24 protein-coding genes, 1 tRNA gene and 5 pseudogenes are annotated in these 25,208 nt (G+C 63.3%); 17 read left to right on the forward strand and 13 right to left on the reverse strand.

Annotation, left to right across the window (positions count from 1 at the left end):
• Window positions 1-9: 9 nt before the first annotated feature.
• The 3 genes from rpsR to H9L14_RS08850 all read right to left on the reverse strand — a co-directional run bounded on the left by rpsR (window position 10) and on the right by H9L14_RS08850 (window position 1,334).
• Window positions 10-234 (reverse strand): 30S ribosomal protein S18, encoded by a 225-nt coding sequence (rpsR, locus tag H9L14_RS08840; RefSeq protein WP_187707819.1) that lies wholly within the window; start codon window positions 232-234, stop codon window positions 10-12.
• Window positions 235-237: 3 nt separating this feature from the next.
• Window positions 238-687, reverse strand: a complete 450-nt coding sequence (gene rpsF, locus H9L14_RS08845) for a 30S ribosomal protein S6 (protein ID WP_187707820.1) — start codon at window positions 685-687, stop codon at window positions 238-240.
• Window positions 688-839: 152 nt separating this feature from the next.
• Complete coding sequence (locus H9L14_RS08850; protein WP_222949794.1) at window positions 840-1,334, reverse strand: MarR family winged helix-turn-helix transcriptional regulator; 495 nt, start codon at window positions 1,332-1,334, stop codon at window positions 840-842.
• Window positions 1,335-1,409: 75 nt separating this feature from the next.
• On the opposite strand from H9L14_RS08850, the gene H9L14_RS08855 reads away from it, so the two are divergent.
• The 3 genes from H9L14_RS08855 to H9L14_RS08860 all read left to right on the forward strand — a co-directional run bounded on the left by H9L14_RS08855 (window position 1,410) and on the right by H9L14_RS08860 (window position 3,377).
• Window positions 1,410-1,931: a glutathione S-transferase family protein gene (locus H9L14_RS08855; protein ID WP_222949795.1), complete on the forward strand. Its 522-nt coding sequence runs from the start codon at window positions 1,410-1,412 to the stop codon at window positions 1,929-1,931.
• Window positions 1,928-2,104, forward strand: coding sequence for a hypothetical protein (locus H9L14_RS15080; RefSeq protein WP_222949796.1), 177 nt, complete (start codon window positions 1,928-1,930; stop codon window positions 2,102-2,104). Before H9L14_RS08855 ends, H9L14_RS15080 begins: the two co-directional genes overlap by 4 nt.
• 100 nt (window positions 2,105-2,204) lie before the next feature.
• Entirely contained in the window at window positions 2,205-3,377 is a 1,173-nt protein-coding gene (locus tag H9L14_RS08860; RefSeq protein ID WP_187707821.1) for an aromatic ring-hydroxylating oxygenase subunit alpha, read from the forward strand.
• Here H9L14_RS08860 and H9L14_RS08865 read toward each other — a convergent pair.
• The gene (locus H9L14_RS08865) at window positions 3,307-4,635 is read right to left on the reverse strand and encodes an APC family permease (protein WP_187707822.1); all 1,329 of its coding nucleotides are present in this window, start codon (window positions 4,633-4,635) and stop codon (window positions 3,307-3,309) included. The genes H9L14_RS08860 and H9L14_RS08865 overlap by 71 nt on opposite strands.
• 54 nt (window positions 4,636-4,689) lie before the next feature.
• On the reverse strand, window positions 4,690-6,012 hold the full coding sequence (locus H9L14_RS08870; RefSeq protein WP_187707823.1) for an amino acid permease: 1,323 nt from the start codon (window positions 6,010-6,012) through the stop codon (window positions 4,690-4,692).
• 70 nt (window positions 6,013-6,082) lie between these two features.
• Between H9L14_RS08870 and fabD the strand changes: the two are divergent.
• Window positions 6,083-7,020 (forward strand): annotated as a pseudogene (gene fabD, locus H9L14_RS08875) (ACP S-malonyltransferase).
• The gene (gene fabG, locus H9L14_RS08880) at window positions 7,020-7,757 is read left to right on the forward strand and encodes a 3-oxoacyl-[acyl-carrier-protein] reductase (RefSeq protein WP_187707824.1); all 738 of its coding nucleotides are present in this window, start codon (window positions 7,020-7,022) and stop codon (window positions 7,755-7,757) included. Before fabD ends, fabG begins: the two are co-directional and overlap by 1 nt.
• Here fabG and H9L14_RS08885 read toward each other — a convergent pair.
• Together H9L14_RS08885 and H9L14_RS08890 are read right to left on the reverse strand one after the other, a co-directional pair.
• Window positions 7,706-8,659, reverse strand: coding sequence for a phosphatase PAP2 family protein (locus tag H9L14_RS08885; RefSeq protein WP_187707825.1), 954 nt, complete (start codon window positions 8,657-8,659; stop codon window positions 7,706-7,708). The two genes, fabG and H9L14_RS08885, sit on opposite strands and share 52 nt — an antisense overlap.
• Window positions 8,656-9,855 carry a glycosyltransferase family 87 protein gene (locus tag H9L14_RS08890; RefSeq protein WP_187707826.1) on the reverse strand — a complete coding sequence of 400 codons (1,200 nt, stop codon included), beginning with the start codon at window positions 9,853-9,855 and terminating at the stop codon, window positions 8,656-8,658. The genes H9L14_RS08885 and H9L14_RS08890 overlap by 4 nt, the downstream gene beginning before the upstream one ends.
• A gap of 199 nt (window positions 9,856-10,054) precedes the next feature.
• Between H9L14_RS08890 and dnaK the strand changes: the two are divergent.
• Window positions 10,055-11,988 (forward strand): annotated as a pseudogene (dnaK, locus tag H9L14_RS08895) (molecular chaperone DnaK).
• Between the two features lie 57 nt (window positions 11,989-12,045).
• Window positions 12,046-13,161 carry a molecular chaperone DnaJ gene (gene dnaJ, locus H9L14_RS08900; RefSeq protein WP_246444026.1) on the forward strand — a complete coding sequence of 372 codons (1,116 nt, stop codon included), beginning with the start codon at window positions 12,046-12,048 and terminating at the stop codon, window positions 13,159-13,161.
• Between the two features lie 61 nt (window positions 13,162-13,222).
• Here the strand turns inward: dnaJ and purB are convergent.
• Window positions 13,223-14,549, reverse strand: a pseudogene (gene purB / locus H9L14_RS08905) (adenylosuccinate lyase).
• An 88-nt stretch (window positions 14,550-14,637) separates the two neighbouring features.
• On the opposite strand from purB, the gene H9L14_RS08910 reads away from it, so the two are divergent.
• The gene (locus tag H9L14_RS08910; protein WP_187707827.1) at window positions 14,638-14,892 is read left to right on the forward strand and encodes a hypothetical protein; all 255 of its coding nucleotides are present in this window, start codon (window positions 14,638-14,640) and stop codon (window positions 14,890-14,892) included.
• Window positions 14,893-14,905: 13 nt separating this feature from the next.
• Here H9L14_RS08910 and H9L14_RS08915 read toward each other — a convergent pair.
• Window positions 14,906-15,575, reverse strand: a pseudogene (locus H9L14_RS08915) (JAB domain-containing protein); the annotation flags it as partial.
• A gap of 149 nt (window positions 15,576-15,724) precedes the next feature.
• Here H9L14_RS08915 and H9L14_RS08920 point away from each other — a divergent pair.
• Genes H9L14_RS08920 through H9L14_RS08930 form a run of 3 tightly spaced genes read left to right on the forward strand, consistent with a single transcriptional unit; the run spans window position 15,725 to window position 19,507 of the window.
• On the forward strand, window positions 15,725-18,910 hold the full coding sequence (locus tag H9L14_RS08920; RefSeq protein ID WP_222949798.1) for an intermembrane phospholipid transport protein YdbH family protein: 3,186 nt from the start codon (window positions 15,725-15,727) through the stop codon (window positions 18,908-18,910).
• A gap of 10 nt (window positions 18,911-18,920) precedes the next feature.
• Window positions 18,921-19,130, forward strand: coding sequence for a YnbE family lipoprotein (locus H9L14_RS08925; protein WP_187709932.1), 210 nt, complete (start codon window positions 18,921-18,923; stop codon window positions 19,128-19,130).
• Window positions 19,130-19,507: a YdbL family probable chaperone protein gene (locus H9L14_RS08930; RefSeq protein ID WP_246444590.1), complete on the forward strand. Its 378-nt coding sequence runs from the start codon at window positions 19,130-19,132 to the stop codon at window positions 19,505-19,507. Before H9L14_RS08925 ends, H9L14_RS08930 begins: the two co-directional genes overlap by 1 nt.
• A 1-nt stretch (window position 19,508) precedes the next feature.
• Here the strand turns inward: H9L14_RS08930 and H9L14_RS08935 are convergent, their stop codons facing one another.
• Window positions 19,509-20,267, reverse strand: coding sequence for a PdaC/SigV domain-containing protein (locus tag H9L14_RS08935; protein ID WP_187707830.1), 759 nt, complete (start codon window positions 20,265-20,267; stop codon window positions 19,509-19,511).
• A gap of 225 nt (window positions 20,268-20,492) precedes the next feature.
• Here H9L14_RS08935 and H9L14_RS08940 point away from each other — a divergent pair, with 225 nt between their 5' ends.
• The 6 genes from H9L14_RS08940 to H9L14_RS08965 all read left to right on the forward strand — a co-directional run bounded on the left by H9L14_RS08940 (window position 20,493) and on the right by H9L14_RS08965 (window position 23,089).
• A complete protein-coding gene (locus H9L14_RS08940; protein ID WP_187707831.1) occupies window positions 20,493-20,957 on the forward strand; it encodes an AtpZ/AtpI family protein in 465 nt (154 codons plus the stop codon).
• Window positions 20,870-21,619: a F0F1 ATP synthase subunit A gene (locus H9L14_RS08945; RefSeq protein WP_187707832.1), complete on the forward strand. Its 750-nt coding sequence runs from the start codon at window positions 20,870-20,872 to the stop codon at window positions 21,617-21,619. Before H9L14_RS08940 ends, H9L14_RS08945 begins: the two co-directional genes overlap by 88 nt.
• 23 nt (window positions 21,620-21,642) lie before the next feature.
• A complete protein-coding gene (locus H9L14_RS08950) occupies window positions 21,643-21,870 on the forward strand; it encodes a F0F1 ATP synthase subunit C (protein ID WP_187480483.1) in 228 nt (75 codons plus the stop codon).
• Window positions 21,871-21,913: 43 nt separating this feature from the next.
• Window positions 21,914-22,405 carry a F0F1 ATP synthase subunit B family protein gene (locus tag H9L14_RS08955; protein WP_187707833.1) on the forward strand — a complete coding sequence of 164 codons (492 nt, stop codon included), beginning with the start codon at window positions 21,914-21,916 and terminating at the stop codon, window positions 22,403-22,405.
• Window positions 22,398-22,958, forward strand: coding sequence for a F0F1 ATP synthase subunit B family protein (locus H9L14_RS08960; protein WP_187707834.1), 561 nt, complete (start codon window positions 22,398-22,400; stop codon window positions 22,956-22,958). Before H9L14_RS08955 ends, H9L14_RS08960 begins: the two co-directional genes overlap by 8 nt.
• A gap of 55 nt (window positions 22,959-23,013) precedes the next feature.
• Window positions 23,014-23,089: transfer RNA gene (locus H9L14_RS08965), tRNA-Val, on the forward strand.
• Window positions 23,090-23,092: 3 nt separating this feature from the next.
• Here the strand turns inward: H9L14_RS08965 and H9L14_RS08970 are convergent.
• The 3 genes and pseudogenes from H9L14_RS08970 to H9L14_RS08980 form a co-directional block, all read right to left on the reverse strand.
• The gene (locus tag H9L14_RS08970) at window positions 23,093-23,425 is read right to left on the reverse strand and encodes a hypothetical protein (RefSeq protein WP_187707835.1); all 333 of its coding nucleotides are present in this window, start codon (window positions 23,423-23,425) and stop codon (window positions 23,093-23,095) included.
• Window positions 23,426-23,541: 116 nt separating this feature from the next.
• Window positions 23,542-24,366, reverse strand: a complete 825-nt coding sequence (gene cysQ, locus H9L14_RS08975; RefSeq protein WP_187707836.1) for a 3'(2'),5'-bisphosphate nucleotidase CysQ — start codon at window positions 24,364-24,366, stop codon at window positions 23,542-23,544.
• Window positions 24,367-24,405: 39 nt separating this feature from the next.
• Window positions 24,406-25,184: pseudogene (locus H9L14_RS08980) on the reverse strand (SDR family NAD(P)-dependent oxidoreductase).
• Window positions 25,185-25,208: the final 24 nt, after the last annotated feature.

Here is a 25,208-nt window from a genome sequence, read left to right on the forward strand (position 1 = left end):
TCTTGCTCCTTATTTCACGATGTAGGGAAGCAGGCCGATGTGGCGGGCGCGCTTGATAGCCTTCGCCAGCTCACGCTGCTTCTTGGTGGAAACCGCAGTGATGCGGCTGGGAACGATCTTGCCACGCTCGGACATGAAGCCCTGCAGCAGGCGAACGTCCTTGTAATCGATCTTGGGGGCGTCCTTGCCGGAGAAGGGGCAGCTCTTGCGGCGGCGGAAAAATGCACGTGCCATCGCTTAGGCCTCCATCTCTTCGCCACGGGGGGCGCGGTCACCACGATCGCCACGGTCGCCACGGTCGCCGCGGTCACCACGGAAGCCGCCACGGTCTCCATCGCCGCGCGGACCGCGCTCACGATCGCGCTCGCCACGGCGCATCATTGCGGACGGGCCGCTCTCATGCTCGTCGACGCGAATGGTGAGGAAACGGATCACGTCCTCGTTGATGTTCGTCTGACGCTCAAGCTCGGCAATGGCCGGCGCCGGCGCATCGATGTCGAGCGCGACGTAGTGGGCCTTGCGGTTCTTGGCGATGCGATAGGAAAGGTTGCGAAGACCCCAAGTCTCCGTCTTGACGACCTTACCGCCATTGTCGGTAACGATCTTGGTAGCGTTTTCCGCCAACGCATCGACCTGAGCCTGGGCCAGATCCTGACGCGCGAGGAAAACATGCTCGTAGAGCGGCATGCTTTGCTTCTCACTGTTGGCCGATCGCTGACGTACCCCAGTGGCACGCCCCTCCGGCTGTCTTCCAAAAACAACGGGCGCGTAGGGAGCCCCTCCGCGCCAGCGCCGCGCCTATGGCTTAATGGCGGTGAAAAGGCAAGCCGCGGCGGTGGTTAGCCGCAGGTAGCCGGGCAGGAGCTCAGGCGCTCAAGCAAATCGCCGATCTGGCGCGCCTGCGACGGTGTCAGCTTCGATTGAACCGCTTCCCGGATCGCGCCGGCGTAGATCGGCCACATCGACTTTCGCAAAGCCTCGCCCTTCGGCGTCGCTCGCACCCATTGGCATCGTGCGTCCTCCGAACAGCGTTCGCGCTCGACCACGCCCGCCGAGGCCATGCGATCGATCAGCCGGGATAGATTATATTGGGCGAGCAGCAGCCGGTCCTGAAGGTCGCGGGGCCGCAGCGGCCCGCCCCGCTCCAGCTCCAAGAGCACGTCATACCACTCCAACGGCGGCAGATCGGCAGCTCTTAGCGCGCGCTCCACCTTGGAAAGCGTGCTCCGGTGCGCGCGAATCAGCTGAACCCAGGCGCGTTCCGCAACCTCGGTGCAGGCGTTCGTCCGGTCTTCCGTGCAAATCTCCATGGGTCGGAATTCTAGCCAATTCATGCACTTGCATCAATCTTGACGATTCAATGCGATTGCATATAAATATATATGCACTTGCATTGAATGGAGTCGAGAATGCCGAAACACCTTCGCCTGATCAGTCACAAGCTTTGCCCCTACGTCCAGCGGGCCGTTATCGTCGCGAAGGAGAAGGGCATCGAGTACCAGCGGGTCGACATTGATCTCGCGGACAAGCCCGACTGGTTCCTGGCGATTTCGCCGACCGGCAAGGTCCCGGTCCTCGAAGTGACTCACGACGACGGAACACAGGACATCCTGTTCGAGAGCGCCGTCATTGCCGAATATCTCGACGAGATTTTAGAGGACCGCCTACTTCCCGCCGATCCCATTGCACGTGCCCGTGAGCGCGCCTGGGTGGAGTTCGCTTCGGCAACCCTCGGCGACATCTACCAGCTCTATGTCGCGCAGGACCGCGCGCAGTTCGAAAAGGCTCTGGCCTCCATCGACAGCAAGCTGGCGCAGGTTGAGCCCGAGCTTGCCGGCACCTATTTCGCCGGGGGCATTTCGGCCTCGTCGACGCGGCTTTCGCGCCGGTATTCCGCTACTTCGACGTCTTCGAACGCCGGGCGGAGTTGAACGTCCTCGAGCGGCGCCCGAAGGTTCGCGCCTGGGCCAACGTCCTGCTCAAGCGGCCCTCGGTCATCGAAGCCGTCCCAGGCAACTATTCCGACCTCCTCGTCGAATTCATCAAGGCCAAGAAATCCCATCTCGCAGGCCTGATCGATTCCGATCTCCTCGTAGCGGCCTAGCACGCAGCCGCTACGTTCGGCGCCGCGGGACACTCCCCCTCGCCCGCGGCGCCAACCCCTTCTCGTTGTGCGAGAGCACGCGCCGTGGCACATGGGTGCCATGGCGACGCACCTGAAATCGATTGAGCCGACGAAGGACCCGCTGGAGGACCTCAGCCTCCCCGGCTGGCTATACTTCGACCCGGAATTTTTCGATGCCGAGAAGCGCGCGTTCCTTCGCGCTGCGCCGCAAATCGTTTGCCACGAGAGCGAGATCGCCCAGCCGGGCGATTGGCGCACGCTCGAATATCTCGGCGAAAGCATCATCGTCATTCGCGGCGACGACGGCGAGATCCGTGCTTTCTCGAACATCTGCCGGCATCGCGGGTCCCGGCTGGTCGATGGCGAAAGGGGATGCTCGAAGGTCCTGACCTGTCCCTATCACGCGTGGAGCTTTTCGCGTGACGGGCGCCTCGTCGGCATTCCGCACCGGCAGGAGTATCCTGGGCTGCAGACGGAGAAGCTCGGACTTTTCCCGGTCGCACTCGAGAACTGGCGCGGCTTCCTGTTCATCACGCTCGAGCCAGGCGTGCCGGCGGTCGCCGAGATCATGGCGCCCTACGAGGAAGAGATTGAGCCCTACCGCTTCAGGGAATTGAGGGCGCTTCAACAGGTTCGCCTGCGGCCGCGGTCGCTCAACTGGAAGACGATCGCCGACAATTATTCCGACCACTTGCATATCCCGGTCGGCCATCCGGGCCTGACCCGCCTATTCGGCCGGAGTTACCGGATCGAAGCGCAGGAATGGGTCGACAAGATGGAAGGCGACCTGGTCGATAAGGAGTCGACCAATCCGTCGGAGCGCATCTACCAGCACCATCTTCCGTCGGTAGATCACCTGCCGGAGAGTCACCAGCGCAAGTGGCTCTATTACAAGCTATTCCCCAACGTCGCGTTCGACATCTATCCTGACCAAGTCGACTTCATGCAGTTCCTGCCGATCAGCGCAACCGAGAGCGTCATCCGAGAGATCAGCTATGCGCTTCCCGACGACCGCCGCGAGATGAAGGCGGTGCGCTACCTCAACTGGCGCATCAACCGCCGCGTCAATGCCGAGGACACCGAGCTGATCACTCGAGTGCAGCTCGGCATGCAGTCGCCGGCCTATGTCGCGGGGCCGCTGGGAACCAGCGAAGTCTGCCTGCGCAGCTTTGCCAGCAAGCTCAGGCGGATGATCCCGGAGGCGCGACTGGAATCGCCACCGCCGGCAGGTTGGTCTCGGCACTCGAATTAAAGCGGCGCATCGCAGCCCGGATTGCCAACCCGACTGCCAATAGTGCGATGCACCAGAGATCGGCTTCAAGACCGGTCCCGTAAGTTCCGAAGGCCAGGAACAGGATCGCCACCACGACAACAGACCGGGAGCCGACGGTCGAGCTTGCCTTCCACGCCACGAATGCGCCGGCAAAATACAAGAGGACGATAGCCGCCGTCGAAAGCAGGATGATGAAGGTATAAAGGTCGGCGGTAGAGCGGCTGCTGTTGGCGAAAACGAGCAGGATGCAAAGCACCGACCCGACGATTTGCGAGAAGTAAGGCGTGTTCGCTCCGCGCGTCCGGGTCATCACCGACGGAAGGTCTCCTCGCAGAGCCATCGAGTAGCCCAGCTCACCCGTGACCAGGATCAGGCCGTTCAGGCAGCCGATCGCGCTGACCGCGATCGCGAGCGCCGCAAGAGACGCAGCGCCGTGGCCCCAGCGGGACGCAAGGGCGTCGGCAAACGGCGCTGGAGATGCCACGATGACGTCCACCGGCAGGAGCAGCTGAATGCCGGTGCCCGCGAGCATGTAAAGCAGCACCACGAAGACGGTCCCGCCGAAGATCGCTCGCGGAAGCGTCCGCTCGGGATCCCGGACCTTGCACACGGGAGCGGTTGCGGATTCGAACCCGGTCAAAGCGTAAAACGTCATGGCGGTGGCCGCGGCGATGTTCGCGAACGTAACCGCTGCCGGCGCGAGGGCTTGGTAGCCGGCCCCGCTCGCGCCGCGCTCGAACAGCAGGGAGATTACCGCGAGGAGCGGCAACACCTTGATCGCTACGGTCAGGATTTGCAGGCCGCCGACGGCCCGTGCCCCGATCGCATTGTAGGCCGTCAAGATGACGACCGAGGTAATCGCTACCGGAACGACCGAGGCGGGTCCGCCGAACGGCGGTCCGATGAACGAGAGGGTCGAGCCAACTGCAATCGCGAGCGACGCAAGCGCGACCCAGTTGGACACCCAGAAACTCCACGCGACCAGAAATCCGACCGTGGGCCCGAATTGCCGCTCGATATTGGCCTGGATCCCGTCGCCCCCGCACTGCGAAAGCCGGGCAAGCGCGAAGGCCACGCAGAGCATTCCAAAGCCGCTGACAAGCCAGCCGATCACGGCATTCCTGCCGAGAGGCGCAAGGCTAACCGGAAGCATGAAAATGGCCGCGCCGATGATCGTCCCGACTACCAAGGCAGAGGTCATCCAGATGCCCATCTTGCCGTCGTCACTGTCTGCCATCGACCTGCTCCCCCGCAGTTTCGAGCGACGCTGATTACATACGCAAACGCTACACTATTCCGGGACCCTCGCCCGCTTCATCAGGAAATAGACCGGAATGCCGGTCGCGAGCAGTCCCGCGCCCCAGGCGGTCGCCTGCCCGCCCGCGCCGTAGAATGTCCAGAGAGCGTAAGTCGCGCCGACAAGCGCTGCGGCCGTGACCGTAGCTCCCTTCGCCTGTCCCCGCTTCAGCAGGGCAAGCATCGTCAGGGCCCCAGCGAGGTACAGTACCAGCGTCGCCGCCGTCGCTAGCAAGATGATGAAGGAGTAGATTTCGATCATTCCACTACTGAGGTTGGTCGCAATCAGCGCGACGCTGAGGCCGCAACCGAGGATTTGCGCGTAAACCGGCGCGCCCTTTTCGTTCACCCTGGCAAAGAATCTCGGGAAGACTCCGCGCTCGGCAAGCACCAGCGGAACTTCCGCCTGGAGGAACACCCAGCCATTGAGCGCGCCCAATGCGCTGATCGCCGCGAAGGCCGCGATCACCTTGCCAGCCTCTGAGCCCCAGACGCGGCTCATCAGATCCGCGAGCGGGGCGGTCGACTTTGCCGCAACTTCCGACGGCAAGAGCAGAAAAACCGCGAAGGTCACCAGCACATAGATGATCCCGACGAACAAGGTCCCGATCAGCGTCGCCCGGGCAATGGTCCGCCCTGGATCGATCACTCGGCCGGCGGGAACCGTCCCCGCTTCGAAACCCTGCATGGCCCAAAGCGCAAGCGCGGCTGAGCCGGCAATTGCTGCACCCCCGACGGGCATGGGCGCGATGTTCATTGTGCCTGCCGCGGATGTCCCGCCGCCACCGCCGAAAACCACGGCTGCCAGCAAAATTACCGCAAGAAGCGGTATGATCTTGAGCACCGTCGTGACGATCTGCACTGAACCGGACGCCCTGACGCCGCGCAGAGCGACGGCGGTCATCGCTATGACCAATGCGATTGCGGTCAACGGACCGGCGGCGGGCCGGGCAAAGAATTCCGGGGCGAAGGGCTCCAGATAGCTCACCAGCCCGATGCCGATGGCGGCATTGGTGACCCACTGCGAAATCCAATAGGCCCACATGACGAAGAATCCGGCCATGGGACCGAATGCGCTGGCGATATAATCATACGGCCCGCCCGCGTTCGGGATCGTCCGGGCAAGCTCCGCGAAGACATATGCCAGGCAAAGCGCGCCGCCGACGGTGATTGCCCAGCCGTAGAGCGCATTCCAGCCGAACGGGGCGAGCGCCGCCGGTAGCAGGAAAATCCCGGTCCCGATGGTATTGCCGATGACGAGAGCGAGGCAGGTCCAGAAGCCGATCTGACGCGGCGGGGCCTGTATCTCGTGTGTCATTGCCGCAAGGTGTTGCAGCTTCACCGCCCCTGTGCAATCGGCGCGGCCTTCAAGAAACGACGGGGCTCCAATGCGCGCATTCCTTTTTCCAGGTCAGGGCAGCCAGGCAGTCGGCATGGGCGCTGCGCTCGCCGAGGCAAGCCAGGCCGCGCGCGACACCTTCGCCGAGGTCGACGAGGCGCTCGGCCAGAACCTCTTCCGCCTGATGCGCGAAGGCCCGGAGGAGGAGCTCAAGCTCACCGAAAATGCTCAGCCCGCGATCATGGCCAATTCGCTCGCGGTGTTTGCGGCGCTGACGAAGGAAGGCGGCGTCGATTTCGCGAAAGCCGCGAATTTCGTCGCCGGTCACAGCCTGGGCGAATATTCCGCGCTCGCTGCGGCCGGTTCGTTCGACCTGCCGACCACGGCGAAGCTGCTAAAGTTGCGCGGTCAGGCAATGCAGCGGGCCGTTCCCGTCGGACAGGGCGCGATGGCCGCACTTCTCGGCGCCGATCTCGAACTCGCACGTCGCATCGCCGAAGCCGCCGCGCGGGGCGAAGTCTGCACCGTCGCAAACGATAATGACCCGACCCAGGTTGTCCTGTCCGGTCACAAAGGCGCCATCGACCGCGTCGTCGAGATCGCGAAGGAAATGGGCGCCAAGCGCGCCATTCCCCTGCCCGTCTCAGCCCCTTCCACTGCCCGCTGATGCAGCCTGCCGCCGAAGCGATGCGCGATGCGCTCAGCTACGTAATGGTCGGCGATCCCGTTGTACCGGTCTTCGCCAACGTCACCGCCCAGCCGGAAAGTGATCCCGACACGATCCGCAACCTGCTGGTCGAGCAGGTCACTGGAATGGTCCGCTGGCGTGAAAGCGTCGCCAACATGGGCGAAGCCGGCGTCGAGGAATTCGTCGAGCTTGGCGGCAAGGTGCTTGGGACGATGGTCAAGCGAATCCTGCCCGACGTGAAAGTCACGAGCGTCGTGTCAATCGAGGACCTCGAAGCGCTCGCGAAGGAGATTGCATAATGTTCGACCTGGCCGGCATGACCGCGCTGGTGACCGGCGCTTCGGGCGGGCTCGGCAGCTCCATCGCCAAGGCGCTTTCGGCGCAAGGCGCTCGCCTCGCGGTTTCGGGCAGCAATGTCGAAAAGCTTGAGAGCTTTCGCGCCGGTCTGGGTAGCGATCACGTCGCCCTTCCCTGCAATCTCTCCGACGGCGCGGCGGTCGACCAGCTCGTCCCGCAGGCCCTCGAAGCGCTTGGGAAGCTTGACATCCTCGTCAACAATGCGGGCGTGACCAGGGACAACCTCCTCATGCGCATGAAGGATGAAGAGTTCGAGGACGTCATCCGCATCAATCTCGAAGCTGCGTTTCGCCTGATGCGCGCGGCCGCCAAGCCGATGATGAAGGCCCGCTTCGGCCGCATCATCTCGATCACCTCCGTCGTCGGCGTGACCGGAAATCCCGGACAGGCAAACTACGTCGCGTCAAAGGCCGGACTGATCGGCATGACTAAATCGGTCGCTCTGGAACTCGCAAGCCGTGGGATCACGGTCAACGCAATTGCCCCTGGCTTCATGACGTCCGCGATGACGGACGCGCTCAACGACCAGCAGCGTGAGGGCATTCTCTCCCGAATACCGCTCGGTCAGATGGGAAGCGGCGAGGATATCGGAGCCGCCGTTGTCTATCTAGCCAGCAAGGAAGCCGGTTACGTGACCGGCCAGACCCTCAACGTGAATGGCGGGATGGTCATGCCGTAAGGAGCGCCGACGCTCCTCCTCCACCATGCTGCCGCGAATGCCCAGCAGGCCGCTCCGGCCACCAAATCGATCGCATAATGTCCGCCGATCGGAATCGTCGAGACAATCACCAGCGCCTGCCAGCCCAGCATCGGTATCCACATCCATTTGACGTCTCGCCATGCGGCCGCGGTCATCAAGGCCAGCGCCGTGTGGAAAGACGGGAATGTCGCGACGCCCTGAAGCTGGGACGGGTCGATGACGAACTGTTTCGCCTCGCGAAGGGCAAACAGGTGGCTCAAATGATAGGTGCCCGATCCGGCCGGCAATAGTTGCTGAACCCCGACCGGAATCGGGAGAACGTAAAATGGCCCGGCCGCAGGGACCAGAGCTGAGCACACGGTCGCGACCAGCAGGCACAGATTAAACATCGTACACAATTCCCATGCGCGCTCGAACTTCCGCATATGAGCAAGCGAAAGTGCAGTGATGAACACCAGAGGAAAGGACGAATTGTAGGCGAACGCCAGGACCTCCGGCAGACCGCGGACGCCCGCAATCACCCGAATGATCGCCTCGAGATCGATTCCCATCGAGAGGTCGGCACGATGCAACGCGGGATCGACGAACGGAAGCCCGAACGTCTGCCCCACGAGGCAAATCAGACCGCTGCCTAAACCGCCGCAGAATAGGATCATGACGACCCCCGTCCCTGCCGCGAGCCGTTCGTCGCCATCCTCACGTTCGTGCCGGCGCCGCGCGGCGAAGAGCGCGCCAAGGATCAAGGTCGTCAGAGCGATCGGGACCGGCGCAAACCTCAGCTTCAGTCCCGTTAGCCCGGCAAGGAGAAGGAAAAGTGCCGCCGTCCCCAAGCCGAAGCATGCGCTTATGTTCGCGAGGCGCACTGGTTTTGGGCTGCTCATGGCTCGCCCTTGCCACGGGTCGCCGTTGCCAACGCAAGGCCAGATGAAGCATTCCCTGCGCAACGAGATGGAAGCCCGGACCGTGCAAGGACCGCCCTGCGAAAGACCAAGACCGCCAACAGAACCATCGAAATCGGTAAGAGCGGAAGATGGACAACTTCAGCGACCTGGCGAGCGAACCAAGGCGTGGCCCAAATGTAGGCCAGGGCCGTTCGTTCGTACTCTAGGAACGAGGTTCGCCGCCCTTCCGCGAAAAGAAATACGGCACCGAGACCGACAAGGGCGATGTCGTAGTCGAGCAGGTAGGGTGTCGATAGCGCGATGGCGACGCACGCGGCCGCGCCCAGGACGAAGGGTGGAGCGTGGCGCGCCTTCCACAGCAGCGCGAGGCCGCTAAGCGCGCTCAGAGCCTGGATGAGGTAGGCAGGTCCTACGGGTGCACCCCACATCCGGGCCAGGGAGAACAGGCTAGCGCTTTTGTGAAGGCCGACCGCGCCCTCTTCCATGAAGTGCCTTGTGGCGCTCGCGCTCGCAGCAAAGGCGAGCCAGGCTTCGGTTCCCCAAAGGAGCCATGACAATGCGATCACGAGCGCAGCGACAGTGAAAGCCACGCCCAGCGCTCGCCAGTTCTTCGTGAACAGCAGAAACGGAGCGAGCTGGAGTGCGAGCTGCGGTTTGTAGGCCAATCCGCCGAAATAGCCGGCGCCCGTTCCTCTTCCGACCGCTAGTGAGGCCAGGCCGGCACCGAGAAGCGCTGCTGTCAGGAATGCGTTCTGGCCATGCGCAAGGACGAGAGGGGTCAACGGAGACGCCAGGCAGACCGCGACGCTCTTCCAATCAGTCAGGATCGCCTTCAATGCCGCTGCGAGCAGCAGAACGCTGACGGCCTGCCAGATCGCAAGCGCATGGAGATAGGGAAGCATCGCTAGCGGACTCGCGATCAACAGGAAGACCGGCGGATAGACCCAGGCAGTCGCAAATTCCGAACCCGGGTGGGTCACGCGGACTTCTGCATTGAGGGCCGTCACGTCCCAGGCGGAGGGAGCGCTGCCGTCATTCGCCAGGCGGCCGGCATGCCAGAACGCCGAGAAATCCGTGCCGATCGGTTGACCGAACGGATCGAGCGTCCCCTGCCCTCCGAAATAGAGGAATAATAGCATCGCCAGGCCGGCAATGCCGCTGACAAGCGCGACCATACGCACGCGCTCGGGCGTGAGCCACGCCCGCTGGACAACATACGCAACGCAACTCCGGTTCATACATCCGAAACCGAGCGGCGCACCCTTATCCGAACAATCCTTGTCGTTCCCTAAACGCCACCTATATCGCCCCGAAATCAACACTTCGGCTGCCTGTTCGGGGCCGAAGAGGGGCTTTGGAGAGAGGGACTTAGATATGGCCAAGGTCATTGGCATCGACTTGGGCACGACCAACAGCTGTGTTGCCGTAATGGAAGGCGGCAAGCCCAAGGTCATCGAGAATAGCGAGGGCGCACGCACTACCCCGTCGGTAGTCGCATTCACCAAGGACGGCGAGCGCCTCGTTGGACAGCCGGCCAAGCGCCAGGCTGTCACGAACCCGGACAACACGGTTTTCGCGGTGAAGCGCCTAATCGGCCGCCGCTTCGACGATCCGATCACCAAGAAGGATACGGAGCTAGTCCCCTACAAGATCGTCAAGGGCAACAATGGCGATGCGTGGGTCCAGGCCGGCGGCAAGGATTACTCGCCGTCGCAGATTTCGGCCTTCATCCTGCAGAAGATGAAGGAAACCGCCGAGGCCTATCTCGGCGAGACCGTCACCCAGGCGGTCATCACCGTTCCCGCTTACTTCAACGACGCGCAGCGCCAGGCGACCAAGGACGCCGGCCAGATCGCGGGTCTTGAAGTGCTTCGCATCATCAACGAACCGACCGCGGCCGCGCTGGCCTATGGCCTCGAGAAAGAGGAGGGCAAGACGATTGCCGTCTATGACCTTGGCGGCGGCACGTTCGATATCTCGGTCCTCGAGATCGGCGACGGCGTGTTCGAGGTGAAGTCGACCAACGGCGACACCTTTCTCGGCGGTGAGGACTTCGACGCTCGCATCGTCAATTTCCTCGCTGACAAGTTCAAGGCGAAGGAAAACATCGACCTTCGCACCGACCGTCTCGCGCTTCAGCGCCTGAAGGAAGCGGCCGAGAAGGCGAAGATCGAACTGTCTTCGGCCCAGTCGACCGAGATCAACCAGCCGTTCATCACCGCCCGCATGGAAGGCGGTGCGACGACGCCGCTCCACCTGGTGGAGACGATCACCCGTGCCGATCTCGAAAAGCTGGTCGACGACCTGATCCAGCGCACCATCGAGCCCTGCAAGAAGGCGCTCAAGGACGCCGGACTCGAGGCAAAAGATATCGCTGACGTCGTGCTCGTCGGCGGCATGACCCGCATGCCCGCGTGCGTGAGAAGGTGAAGGAATTCTTCGGCCGTGAGCCGCACACCGGCGTGAACCCGGACGAAGTCGTCGCAATGGGCGCGGCGATCCAGGCCGGCGTCCTGCAGGGTGACGTCAAGGACGTTCTTCTGCTCGACGTGACCCCGCTGTCGCTTGGCATTGAGACCCTTGGCGGCGTGTTCACCCGGATGATCGACCGCAACACGACCATTCCGACCAAGAAGGGCCAGGTCTTCTCGACCGCCGAGGACAATCAGAACGCGGTGACGATCCGCGTCTTCCAGGGCGAGCGCGAGATGGCCGCGGACAACAAGATGCTCGGCCAGTTCGACCTGGTCGGCATTCCGCCTGCTCCGCGCGGAGTTCCCCAGATCGAGGTGACGTTCGACATTGACGCCAACGGCATCGTGCACGTGACCGCGAAGGATAAGGGCACGGGCAAGGAGCAGCAGATCCGCATCCAGGCGTCAGGCGGCCTTTCGGATTCCGACATCGACAAGATGGTGCAGGAAGCCGAGCAGTTCGCCGAGGACGACAAGAAGCGGCGTGCGGCAGCCGAGGCCAAAAACCAGGCCGAAAGCCTCATCCACACAACTGAGCAGCAGCTGCGTGAGCATGGCGATAAGGTCGATGCATCCGTGAAGACCGAAATCGAAACTGCGCTCACTGAGGCGAAGACCGCGGTCGAGAGCGGCGATTCCGAGCAGATGACGCAAAAGACGCAAGCGCTCGCGCAGGCCGCGATGAAGCTAGGCGAGGCCATGTACAAGGCCCAGCAGGAGCAAGGTGCGACCGGCGGTGAGGCCGGTGCAGAAGCCGGCGAGTCTTCGGCGCAGCCTGACGAAGAAGTCGTCGACGCGGAATTCTCCGAGGTCGACGAAGAGAATAAGGGCTAAAGGGCGATGCCGGCTGTAGCTCAGCCGGTGTCAGCCGCGCGTACCGGGGGCGTGTAAGTGGTGGATCAGGATTATTACTCTGTTCTTGGCGTGCAGCGCACGGCGGACCCTGAGACGATCAAGGCCGCCTATCGCAAGCTCGCCAAGGAGCATCATCCTGACCGTCACAACGGCTGCAGCGAGCGCGAGGCCCAGTTCAAGGCGATCAGCGAAGCCTATGAGTGCCTGAAAGACCCGCAGAAGCGCGCAGCCTACGATCGCTTCGGCAAGGCTGCGTTCCACAATGGCGGCGGCGGCGGCGATCCCTTCGGCGGTGCTGGTGGCTTCGAGAGCTTCTCCGACATCTTCTCGTCGATCTTCGGCGAGTTCGCCGATCGGCAGCATGGACGGCAGAACCCGGCACGCGGCGCGGACCTGCGCTACGACCTGGAATTGTCGCTAGAGGATGCGTTTGCAGGCACCGAAGCCAACATCTCGATCGAAGCGCTTGCCCAGTGCGAGAATTGCGAGGGCCGCGGCTGCAACGCTGAAGATTGCGCGAAGACTTGCGGCACCTGCGGCGGCGCGGGCCGCGTTCGCGCGCAACAGGGTTTCTTCATGGTCGAGCGCGGCTGCCCGACCTGCCGTGGAAGCGGCGAGGTCATCGCCGATCCCTGCCACGCCTGCGAAGGCGAAGGGCGCTCGCTCAAGCGACGCAAGCTCTCGGTCAAGATCCCGGCGGGAGTGGACGAAGGCACGCGCATCCGCGTTGCCGGCGAAGGTGAAGCGGGCGTTCGCAACGGACCCGGCGGCGACCTCTACATCTTCGTCCACATGAAGCGGCATCCGATCTACGCTCGCGAGGGCACGACTCTGGTCGCGGAATGCCCGGTCACGTTCACGACGGCGGCGCTCGGCGGAACGATCAGTCTGCCTGGCATCGACGGAAACTCCATCGATCTGAAGATTCCTGCCGGCATCCAGTCCGGCGAACAGCTTCGCCAGCGCGGGTCAGGCATGAGTGTTCTGAACGGGCGCGGACGCGGCGATCTCGTCGCGCGCGTGCTGGTCGAGACGCCGACCAAGCTCAATTCCAAGCAGAAGAAGATCCTGGAAGAATTCCGCGAAACCGAGACCGGAGACGAATGCCCGGCCTCGAAAGGCTTCTTCAGCCGTATCCGGGATAAGCTCTAGAGGACTTCCGGCAGCCGCCGGGACAGCCTTTCAAGCGTTTAGGGCTTCTGCAGCCGGGCGCTCAAGCCTTCGCGCCTCCGAAAACTCGCTCGAAGATCGCGTCTACTTCCTTCAGGTGATAGTCGAGGTCGAACAGGCTCTCGAGTTGCTCGGCGCTGAGCTTCGCGCTTACCTCAGGGTCGTTCTTCAGCAGGTGGATCAACGACAGCTGGCCGTCGGACTCCCACACCTTCATCGCGTTGCGCTGGACCAAGGCGTAGGAGTCTTCGCGGCTGAGCCCGGCCTGGGTCAATGCCAGCAACACGCGCTGCGAGTGGATAAGTCCGCCCATGCGGTTGAGGTTCTTCTCCATCCTCTCCGGATAGACGAGCAGCTTGTCGACAACGCTGGTGAGCCGCGCGAGAGCGAAATCCAGCGTGATCGTCGCGTCCGGGCCAATGAAGCGCTCGACCGACGAATGGGAGATGTCCCGCTCATGCCAAAGCGCGACGTTCTCCATTGCCGGGACGACGGCGCTTCGGACGACGCGCGCAAGGCCCGTTAGGTTCTCCGTCAGAACCGGATTGCGCTTGTGCGGCATTGCCGAGCTGCCCTTCTGGCCCGGCGAGAAATATTCCTCGGCCTCAAGCACCTCGGTGCGCTGGAGATGACGGATCTCGGTCGCGAGGCGCTCGATTGACGAAGCAATGACACCCAGTGTCGCGAAAAACATGGCATGGCGGTCGCGCGGGATGACCTGGGTCGAGATCGGCTCGGGCGTCAGGCCCAGCTCCCTGGCGACATGCGCCTCGATTTCCGGCGGGACGTTGGCGAACGTCCCGACCGCCCCGAGATGGCGCAGGTCGCGATGTCGTCGCGAGCCGCTACGAGGCGCGAGCGACCGCGATCGAACTCGGCATAGGCCTGCGCCAGCTTGAGCCCGAACGTCGTAGGCTCGGCGTGAATTCCGTGGCTGCGTCCAATCGTCGGCGTCATCTTGTGTTCGAACGCACGCTTCTTCAGCGCAGCCAGCAACGCGTCGAGGTCCTGGATCAGGAGATCGGTCGCTTGCTTAAGCTGCACAGCAAATGCCGTGTCCAGCACGTCCGAGCTGGTCATACCCTGGTGCAGCCAGCGCCTCTCGGGTCCAAGCTTGTCCCCGCCCAGGTCAGGAAGGCGATCACGTCATGCTTGGTGACCGCTTCGATCTCGTCGATGGCCGCGACATCGATCTCGCCCAGCACGTCCCGGTCGTACGCGGCGCGGATTTTCGCTGCGTCTTCGGCCGGGATCATCCCGACCTTCCCCATCGCCTCGGCAGCGAAGACTTCGATGGCGAACCAGATGCGGTAGCGATTTTCGGACGACCAGATGGCCGTCATGTCGGGGCGGGAATAGCGGGGAACCATGGCCGGGGCGGCTAGCAGAGCCGCCCGAATGCATCAAATGTCGGAGACAAGCGCTATAAGGGGCGGGCCAGCGTCAAGGAGAACCGACATGGCACGAAAAGCACTGATCGTTGCACTCAGCGTGATCGCCACCGCCTCGCCGGCATTCGCTACAAATCGGGACACAACACCAACAACGACCGCTCCGGCAGGGACGCCCGAAACCAAATATTGCATGCATATCGAGGCCATCACCGGCAGCCGCCTCGAGAAAACCAAATGCTGGACCCGTGAAGAGTGGGCCGAGCAAGGCGTCGATGTCGATCTGGATTGGGCCAAGGAAGGCGTGCGCACCATCGGCTGATCGCGCGCGAATGCTACATCAGTCCCATCGCGCGTAGGCTCGACTGTCCCTGCACGCCGACGATGACACGATCGTGCACCGCCACCTTCATGTACCGCCCTGCTTCCACAAGCTCGCGTGTCAGCTTCACGTCCGCCTGACTCGGCGCCGGGTCGCCGCTTGGGTGATTGTGGACGATGAGATCGCGGTCGCGCCGTGCGGCATTGCCCGCTTCATCACCTCGCGAACGTGCATCGACGCTTCGTCGACCGACCCACGCCACATCGCCTCGATTGCGATCAGCATGTTCTTGGCGTTGAAAAACAGGACGCGGACTTCCTCGACCGGCGAATGCGCCATAGCCGCGCGCAGATAATCCTGCAGGGCATTCAGCTGGAAAGCACCGGCCGTCCCTCCAGCCGCGTCTCCAGCAGCCTCAGGGCAGTCGCCTCGGCGATCTTGAGCGCCGCGACCACCCCTTCGGTCAGGCCTTCGCGCTTGAGGGTCTCCGCGTCCGCGGAAAGGAGCGGGTCAATTCCACCAAACTGGGCGATCAGCGCCTGCGCCTTCGTATCGCGGCGCGGGATCGCGAGCGCGAGGAGGTATTCGACCAGCTCGTGGTCGAGCAATGCCTTCCACCCGCCTTCGGAAAGGCGCTGGCGAAGGCGGGCCCTATGCCCAGACGCGTTACCCGGAGTGTCCCCGTCCGGTGTGACTGCTAGGCGACATCGTCGGCTGCTTGCAACGGTCCGTTCGTGCCGCCAACGGAACGTGCCTGTATCGGGAGGGTTACTAAACGCCGATGGCTGCGCGGCAGAGTGACGAAGGCGAGTTCTCCAGTGGTACCGTAGTGGTGCGTCGGCGCCGCTGGCGGCGCGTCACCGCGATCGCGTCGCTGGCCCTCCTGGTCCTGTTTGTGGTGTTGATCACAGGCGTCTGGATCGCGCGCCGGCCGATCGCGACGCGGGTTCTACAGGACCAGTTCGAGCAGAAGGGGGTGCGGGCGACCTACAAGCTCGACCGTGTCGGACTGCGCACGCAGCAAGTCAGCAACCTCGTTATCGGCGACCCCAAAAATCCCGATCTCGTCGCCCGGTACGCGCTCATCCAGGTCCGGTGGAAGCTGAGCGGGGGCGTTCGAGTCTACCGCATCGTCGCGCGCGGCGTTCGGCTGAAGGGCAAGGTCATCGACGGCAAGGTCAATTGGGGCGAAGTCAGCAAGCTGCTGCCGCCGCCGACCGGCAAGCCGTTCTCGCTTCCCAATGTCGTTCTCGACATCGCCGACAGCAGCATCAGTCTGCAGACCCCGTTCGGGACGCTCGGGTTCGCGCTCGCTGGTTCGGGCAATTTGACGGGAGGATTCCGCGGCAATCTGGCGGCAGTCAGCCCGAAGCTCGACATGGGCCGGTGCAGCCTCGACGGGATGCGCGCCTATACGGCGATCCGCGTAATTGCCCGGCGGCCGCGGGTCGAAGGTCCGTTCATCGCGGACAGGTTCGCCTGCCCCGTCAGCAATTTGCTGATGGATGCCCCGAGGTTCGACCTCGACACCAACTTCAGCGAAAGCTTCACCACCTTCGATGGAAGCGCCCGGGTCACGACCCAGCGGGTCATCGCCGGCGCGAACGGGCTTGCGGCGATGACCGGCAATGTCCGGTTCACGGGTACGCCCAAGTCCGCCTACGGCAAGATCGACGTCGCAGCTCAGCGATCGCGGCTTGGCCCGATCTATGCAGACCGCACGCGAATCAATGGGAAATACCTGATCGGCGCCAGCGCGGGCACGCTGGCACTGGTCGCCGATTACTCGGCCGAGAATGCCGACCTCGCTTCCTCGGTGATGGCGAACGTGACCGAACCGCTTTCGGCGGCCCGCAACACCCCGATCGGGCCGATCGCCGTCGCCATCAGCAATGCGATCAGCAAGTCGGCCAAGTCGTTCGACGCGTCGGGCTCGATCCGGATGGTCAACTTCCCGGGTGGCGGAGCAGCGCGGATCGAGACTGCCAACGTCCGCGCCGACTCAGGGGCGCAGGTGCAGGTCTCCGGGGGCGATGGCGTGACCTACTACTGGCCGTCCGCGAAGCTCCGCGTCGACGGGCTGATCAAGATGGCTGGCGGCGAACTGCCGCAGGGCCAGGTCCTGCTTCGTCAGCCGCGCAGCGGAGCGCCTATGAAGGGCCTGGCCCGTTTCGCGCCTTACCAGGCAGGCGCATCCCGGCTCGCCTTGAATCCAATCCGCTTCCAGGCAAGTGCGAACGGGGCGACCAACTTCGATACCGTCGCACTACTCGATGGACCGTTTCCGGACGGCCGGGTCCAGGCTTTCCGCCTCCCGCTCAACGGCCGCCTCGGCCCAGCCGGCGCATTCTCGGTCGGGCGCGGCTGCATCGTCGCGAGCTGGCGCTATTTCCGGATGCGGGAGATCCAATTCGGGCCGACGAGGTTGCCCGTCTGCGCCATCGGCCCAGCGATCGTTTCGAAACCTGCCGGCGGCGACCTTCGAGTGGCGGCAAAGCTCAACGATCCGAGACTTGCCGGACGCTTGGGCAAAGCGCCGCTGCAGCTTCGCGCCGACGGCGCGCAGATTATCGGCAAGCAATTCTCAGCCGCCGATCTCGCCGTCCGTCTTGGCAGAATCGAAGCGCCTTTCGCATTCGACGCGGCGCGGTTGCGTGGCACGTTCAGCGGAAGCGGAATCAGCGGCACGTTCGGCGGGGCAAAGTCGACGATCGGCAATGTCCCACTGCTGATCACCGACGCCGACGGGCGCTGGCGCTATTTCAGGAAAGACCTGACCGTCAACGGCGCGCTCAACCTGTCCGACCGAAGCGAGACGCCACGCTTCTACACGCTTCGAAGCAACGACTTCCAGGTCAAGCTTTCGGGCGACAACATCAACGCCGGCGGAACGCTCGTCCACCCCGCAAGCGGGACGAAGATCACCGACGTGACCATCCGCCACGAGCTGTCGAGCGGCAGCGGGCAGGCAACCCTCGATGTGCCCGGCATCACCTTTGGCGAAGGTCTGCAGCCGGAAGAGATCACCCGGCTCACGGAAGGCGTGATCGCACTCGTCCAAGGCAAACTGAGCGGCCGCGGCGTGATCAACTGGGACGGCGAGGGCAAGGTCACGTCGACCGGCGACTTCTCAACAGCAGGCATGGACCTAGCGGCACCATTCGGGCCAGTGACCGGTCTTTCGGGCAACGTGCATTTCACCGACCTCCTCGGCCTGGAAACGGCTCCCGGCCAGACCGCGACGGTCGCGACCATCAACCCCGGCATTCTCGTCGAGAACGGCGTGATCCGGTATCAATTGCTGCCCGGTCAGCTGGTGAAAGTCGAGCGCGGCGAGTGGCCATTCATGGGCGGCCGCCTGATCCTCCGGGAAACGATCCTGAACTTCAGCCGGCCGACCGCCAAGCGCCTGACATTCGAGGTTGTCGGCTTCGATGCGAAGCGCTTCATCGACACCTTCGGATTCCAGGGAATCGAGATTACCGGCACGTTCGACGGCGTCCTGCCGATGATCTTCGACGAGAATGGCGGGCGGGTTGTCGGCGGACGGCTAGATTCAAGGGAGCCGGGCGGTCAGTTCAATTACAACGGGACCAAGCCCAAGGCGGGAATTGCAGTCGGGCTCGCCTTCGACCTGCTCAGCAACATGCGGTATCACCAGATGACCATCCGACTGGATGGCGACTTGGCAGGCGAATTCGCGTCACGCTTCGAAATTGGCGAGGTATCCCTCGGAAACCGCGGAGGCTTCGTAGCGGGACTCGTGCGAAACGCCTTCAAGAAGGTCCCGCTGAAGGTGAACCTCAACGTCAAGGGCCCCTTCCGGGCGCTGGTTCAAATGGCCAAGGGCTTCAAGGACCCGTCGGCGGTCATCCAGCCCGTCCTTCCCTTCCCTCTAGATGCGCCGGGTCTCGCGACCGAGATCCGCGTCCTGAAGAAGGAAGAAGAACAGCAGTCAAACGTTCCACCCATCCAGGAGCAGGTGGATGTTTCCACAAAACCCCAGCCAAGCGAGTAAGCCGATGACCATGAAACGGAGACCGAAACTGCGGTTGATTGCCGGCACGGCCCTGGCCGCTTCGTTGACCGGCTGCGTAACGGTGAAGACGCCGGACAAGCCGATCGAGATCAACCTCAATGTCGAAATCCGGCAGGAAGTCCTCGTTCGTCTCCAGCAGGATGCTCAGCAACTCATCCAGCAGAACCCGGACGCCTTCCCGCAGCCGCCGAAGCAGTGATGCGCTGGATCTTGCTCCTGGCGATCGGCGCATCCGCCGCAGCCATCCCTGCAGCAGCGCCATCACAGGCATACGCCGAGCTCGCGGGTGCTCGTCGGGCTGGGCAGGTTGGCGAACGGTATGACGGCTATCTGGGGTTCGCCGCGCCATCGACCCCTGTCGTGCAGAGACAGGTCAGCGCCATCAACATCCGCAGGCGCTCGCTCTACGTCGATCTTGCGAGGCGTCGCGGGGTCACTCCACAGGTGGCCGGGCTCGCGACCGGCTGTGAATTGCTGACGCGCGTGCAGGTTGGGGAGGTCTATCTGCTCCAGGATGGCGTCTGGCGCCGCCGCCAGCCGGGACAGGTCATCGCGCAGCCGAGCTATTGCGGCTGAGCTATTTCACCGGCGGGCGGGGTTCGAACGACGATCGATATTCGGGTTTCAACCGCTCCATCATCCCGGCGGTGATCGGAAGCGAAATCTCGTAATTCCCTTCGGCATAAGGCCCAGCAACATATTGATCGACGATCACAACGAGATGGTCGAAGCGTCCGTTCTTGTCGCTGTCGCTCAAGAGGACGGTGACCTCCTTATACTCGGGGCAATTGCCGAACAGGTCGTCCTTCTTAACCGGCTCGCCGCGCCGTTTCTCGCGTTCGCGGTCGAGAAGAACGCAGAAAGGCTGACGGATCGCGCCGGTCCAGCTTGTGCCGGGCTGGAGCAAATCCTGAATGGATACCTCTCGAGCAAGCTTGCGGTCCCACAGCAGCGATCCGGAACCGCTTGAGCCATGCGCTCCGCCCGTGAACCCGTAGATGCTGCTCTCCAGGCTCAATAGCTGGTCCGACTGCCCGGCAGTCTCATAGGATCGCTGCACCTCGTGGGTATGATAGTCGAACTTTTGCTTGAGCCGCTCGTCGCGATCTTCTTTCGCCCCCGCGATCATCTCGGATTTCACTTTCTCCATGTCCTTGGTGAACCGCTCGACAAGCTGCGGCACGGCAGCTGCTTCGGCTGACCAGCTGTAGGAGAAATTGTAGAGGCTGGACTCTTCTTCGACCTTGAAGGGCTTAGCCGCCGGAGCTGGAGTTGCCTTCGGGCTCTCCGCCTGATTTGCGACGGCTGTTGGAGCTTCGTCGTTCGCAGGGAACACCGCCGACCGCTGACCGCACGCGGACAACATGACGGCCATCAATATGGCAGCTCTCATGCGGCGGAGACTGACATGCCTCAGGCAACTCGCCAACAGGCCGCTCGCAGTGGTTGACTTGCCCCCGCCCCTTCATAAAGGGGCGGCGCCTAGGCGGCCTCGGTCGCCGCCATGTTTCTCGCCCTTAATACACCCCAATCAAGGCGGGGCGACGCACAGGGAAAGATCATGGCGACGGACGAGACCGGGCAGGACCCAAAGCTTCCACCAGACGCAAGGCTCGAATCGCTCGAACAGCGGCTCGACCAACTGCAGGAGGCAGAAGCGAAGAGGGTCCACAAGGCAGAGCCAAATCCGACCAATCGGATCTGGCAGCTGATGTTCAGTCACCTGGTCGGCGCGCCGGTCGGTGGCGGGATCATCGGATGGGGCCTCGACACCTTGTTCGGGACCTTTCCGACGTTCTTCCTGGTGATGCTGTTCGTCGGTTTCGGCGTCGGCGTGGTGAACGTGATGCGCATTTCGAAAACACCGTCGGCGGAACGCCCGGTCCGAAGTCGTAAGAGGGTAAGACCGAAGTGGCCGAAGCAGGCAAGATCGATCCGATGCACCAGTTCACGGTGGAACCGATCGTTCCGCTGCATCTGGGACCCTACGACATCAGCTTCACGAACAGCTCTCTGTGGTTGCTGATCGCGCTCGCGCTGATCACCGGCTTCATGATGATGGGCATGAAGCGTCAGCTCGTCCCCGGCCGCTGGCAGATGGCAGTCGAAGGTCTGACTGGCTTCATCGACGACATGGTCAAGGTGAACATCGGACCTGAGGGCAAGAAGTTCATGCCCTACATCTTCTCGCTGTTCGTCTTCATCCTGACCGCGAACCTGCTCGGCCTGTTCCCGCTGAGCATTTTTCCTGGCGCGCACCAGTTCACCACGACCAGTCATTTCAGCATCACCGGTGTCCTGGCCGTATTGAGCTTCTCGATCGTTCTGATCGTCGGCTTCGCCCGTCATGGCCTCCACTTCTTCTCGCTGTTCGTGCCGCACGGCACACCAAAGATCATGGTCCCGCTGATCGCGGGCATCGAGTTCATCTCGTTCATGGTCCGCCCCTTCAGCCTCGGCCTCCGATTGTTCGTCGCGATGATCGCCGGCCACATCCTGATGGAAGTGTTCGGAAGCTTCATCGTGAACGGCTTTAACGGCGGCCCGCTCGGCTGGGGCGTCGGCGCAATCAGCTTCCTGTTCATCATCGGCGTGACCGCGCTTGAGCTGCTGGTCTGTGCCATCCAGGCTTACGTCTTTGCGCTGCTGACGACGCTGTACCTCAACGACGCAGTCAATCTTCACTAAGAGTTCGACAAAAGGAGTTTCAAATGGATTTCGCTTCCGCACAGGTGATCGGTGCTGGTCTGGCCGCAATCGGCGTTGGCGCCGCCGCGATAGGCGTGGGCAACGTTTTCGGCTCGTTCCTTGAGAGCGCGCTTCGCAACCCGGCAGCCGCCGACGGGCAGCAGGGCCGCCTGTTCATCGGCTTCGCCGCCGCCGAGCTTCTGGGCCTGATCGCGTTCGCGGTCGCCATGATCATTCTCTACGCGCGTTGATCATCCTCCGGCCGGTTCGCCGGCCGGGTAATTGGGACCTTCGATGCCTCAGATAAATCAGCTTCCCGACATCTTTATCAGCCAGCTGTTCTGGTTGGCGGTGGTGTTCGGCATCATCTACTTCTGGATCGGTCGCGGCCTCGTGCCGAAGATTCAGTCGGTCGTGGAAGACCGCGACAAGAAGATCGCCGACGACCTCGCGGCCGCCCAGCGCGCCCGCGAGCAGGCGGAAGCGTCTGAGGAAGCTTATCGCGAGCGGATCGATGCAAGCCGTAGCGAGGCCATGAAGGTCGCACAGGAGGCCAAGCATCAGGCCGCCCTCGACACCGAGAAGCGCCTGAAGGCGGTCGATGCGAAGATCGGCAAGAAGGTTGCGGAAGCGGAGGGGAAGATTCGGACCGCGGCCGATGCCGCCCGCCGGGAACTGGAGCCGGTTGCGGCCGAGGCTGCTAGCGAGCTGGTCTCCAAGCTGACCGGTCAGAAGATCTCAGCGAAAGATGCGGAAACTACGGTGAAAGCGGTGCTCCATGGCTAATCCGCACGGAGAGACCACGGCAACCGTCGAGCAACCCGCCGGCGGAGCCGAGCACGGGGAAGCCGCCGCATTCGGTGTGATTACCGCGCCGATGTTCATCGCTCTAGCGATGATCGTCGTCATCGCGCTCATAGTCTGGAAGAAGGTTCCGGCGGCGATTGGCAAGGCGCTGGACAGCAAGATCGATGTGATCCGTAACCAGCTCGCCGAGGCGGAATCGCTGCGCAAGGATGCTGAAGCGCTTAAGGCCGAGTATGAGGCGAAGTCGAAGGCGGCCGACAAGGAAGCCGCGACCATTGTCGAGCGCGCTCGTCACGAGGCCGAGACTATCGTCAGCCAAGCCAAGGAAAGCGCCGAAGCCCTGGTCGAGCGCCGTCAGCGCATGGCCGAGGACAAGATCGCTGCCGAAGAGCGCCATGCGATCGAGCAGCTTCGCGCAACCGCTGCCGAAGCCGCGCGCGAAGCTGCGGCCCGCCTGATCCGCGACCGCGTCGACGAAAAGGCTGATGAGGCTTTGGTTGGCGACGCCATCCGGAGCATCGGTAGCCGCTAAGGCAGCTGCGCCACCCTTGCCGCAATGATCGCGGCATGGCACTCGGCGCAATATTGGGCGGTTAGCTCAGTTGGTAGAGCATCTCGTTTACACCGAGAGGGTCGGCGGTTCGAGCCCGTCACCGCCCACCATCCTCACGCGCAGACCATCCGGGCGATGGCCGAGCATGGGGCCCACGCCGCGCGAAGCGTGTCCAAGTCAAACTGCCGCGACTGGCCCGACCTCCGCGAAATAGCGCGCATTGCAGCGCTTGCGTCGAGCGCCAGCTCCACGAACACACGCCGGCCGTTATGCGGGTCGGCACGACGCACGAAAATGCCCTTGTCAGTCATCGTCTTCAGCCAGCGAAGCACCGTCGTGGCGGGCACCGCGGCCGCAATGCACAGGCTTGAAACGGGTACCCGAAGCTGCGCGATCTCGGCCCGCACCAGATCGAGAAGCCTGTCAGAGGCCGGATCCGTGAACATATTCCCCTCGGAGAACCGGCTGCGAAGGCGGCGGGCACGGCTACAATGCGCCGGCGCTGGAGCTTTACGTCCGGCCGGACTCCGTTCGCGCCGAAGTGGAAGCCATGCGGCGGCTATCAAACGCCTTCGGGAATCTCGCCTCCGCCGGAGAATGGTTCGAGAAATGAACCGATCTGGGCGGCTTTCCAGCCCCCGGTCGCGACGAAACCGCGATTCAGGAAAGCGCGCTTGCCGTATGCTAGAGGCTGCCCGTCCGGCCCGTCGACACGCCCGCCCGCTGCCAACAGCACGGCATGCCCGGCGGCCGTGTCCCATTCGCTGGTTGGCGACAGGCGCGGGTAGATGTCCGCCCTGCCCTCGGCAACGATGCAGAACTTGAGCGAGGATCCGATGGCGACATAGCCGCATTCGCCAACCGCCTCGGCGAGATAGTCGGCGGTTGGCTGGTTGAAGTGCGACTTGGAGGCTACGGCAACCAGCTCGTCGTTCGGCGACCTGGTCTGGATCGCGATACGGCCGCTCAGGTCCTCGAGCCACGCTCCCTCGCCGACCAGTCCGCCGTGAAGCCTTCCGGTTGCCGGCGCGTAGACTGCGCCAAGCCGCGGGACGCCGTCGAGGATCAGCCCGATATTGACGGTGTAATCATCGCCTCCACGGACGAATTCCTTCGTTCCGTCGAGCGGATCAACGAGGAAGTAGGTGTCGCCGTGCGCGGGGATTCGGCCGGCGGCGACTTCTTCTTCGGCAATGACCGGAACACCCGGCGCCGCTTTCGCCAAAGCCGCGAGGATGATCAGCTCGGCCGCGCGATCCGCCTCCGTGACTGGCGACGAATCCTGCTTGTGCTCGATGTCGTAACCGCGGCGGACGATCTCCAGGATCGCCTCGCCCGCCTCACGCGCTGCAACAGCAATGTCTTCGAGAAGCCGACGCTCGTCCATGGCTATCTGTGGCGGCCCACCCAAGCCAACCGAGGCCGCTTAGCGCGGCGCCATCCGGATGCCGCCGTCGAGGCGGATCGACTCCGCGTTCAGGTACGGCGTCTCGACGATGAAGGCGGCCAGCTCGGCATATTCCTCGGCCTTGCCGAGACGCTTCGGGAACGGGACCTGCGCGCCGAGCGCTTCCTGAACGTTTGGTGGCATCATCGCGACCATCGGCGTCTTGAACACGCCCGGAAGGATGGTGTTCACGCGGATGCCGTCGTTCATGAGGTCGCGTGCGATTGGCAGCGCCATGGCCAGAACGCCGCCCTTCGACGCCGAATAGGCTGCCTGGCCGATCTGGCCGTCCTCAGCCGCGACTGACGCGGTGTTGATGATGCAGCCGCGCTCGCCGTCTTCCAGCGGGTCGAGCCCGACCATTCCGAATGCCGAGTTTGCGATGCAGCGGAACGTGCCGATCAGGTTGATCTGGATGGCCAGCTCGAACTGGATCATCGGGTAGAATTTCGGTTCCTTGGTGTCCTTGTCGCGCCCGACGGTCTTGGCGGCGTTGGCGACGCCGGCGCAATTGACAAGCACCCGTTCCTGCCCGTGAGCCTCACGGGCCCTGGCGAATGCCGCAGCGACCTTTTCGTCGCTGGTCACGTCGACTTCGCAGAAGACACCGCCGATCTCGGCCGCAACCTCCTCGCCCTTCTCGACGTCGCGGTCGAACACGGCGACTTTCGCCCCCGCTTCGCAAGCTCCCGAGCCGTCGCTCCGCCGAGGCCCGAGGCGCCGCCGGTCACGACCGCGGCAATGCCCTCAATCTTCATGCCCTATTCCCCTTGAATGTCGCT

The organism is Sphingomonas sediminicola (genome assembly GCF_014489515.1).
GTDB lineage: Bacteria > Pseudomonadota > Alphaproteobacteria > Sphingomonadales > Sphingomonadaceae > Sphingomicrobium > Sphingomicrobium sediminicola.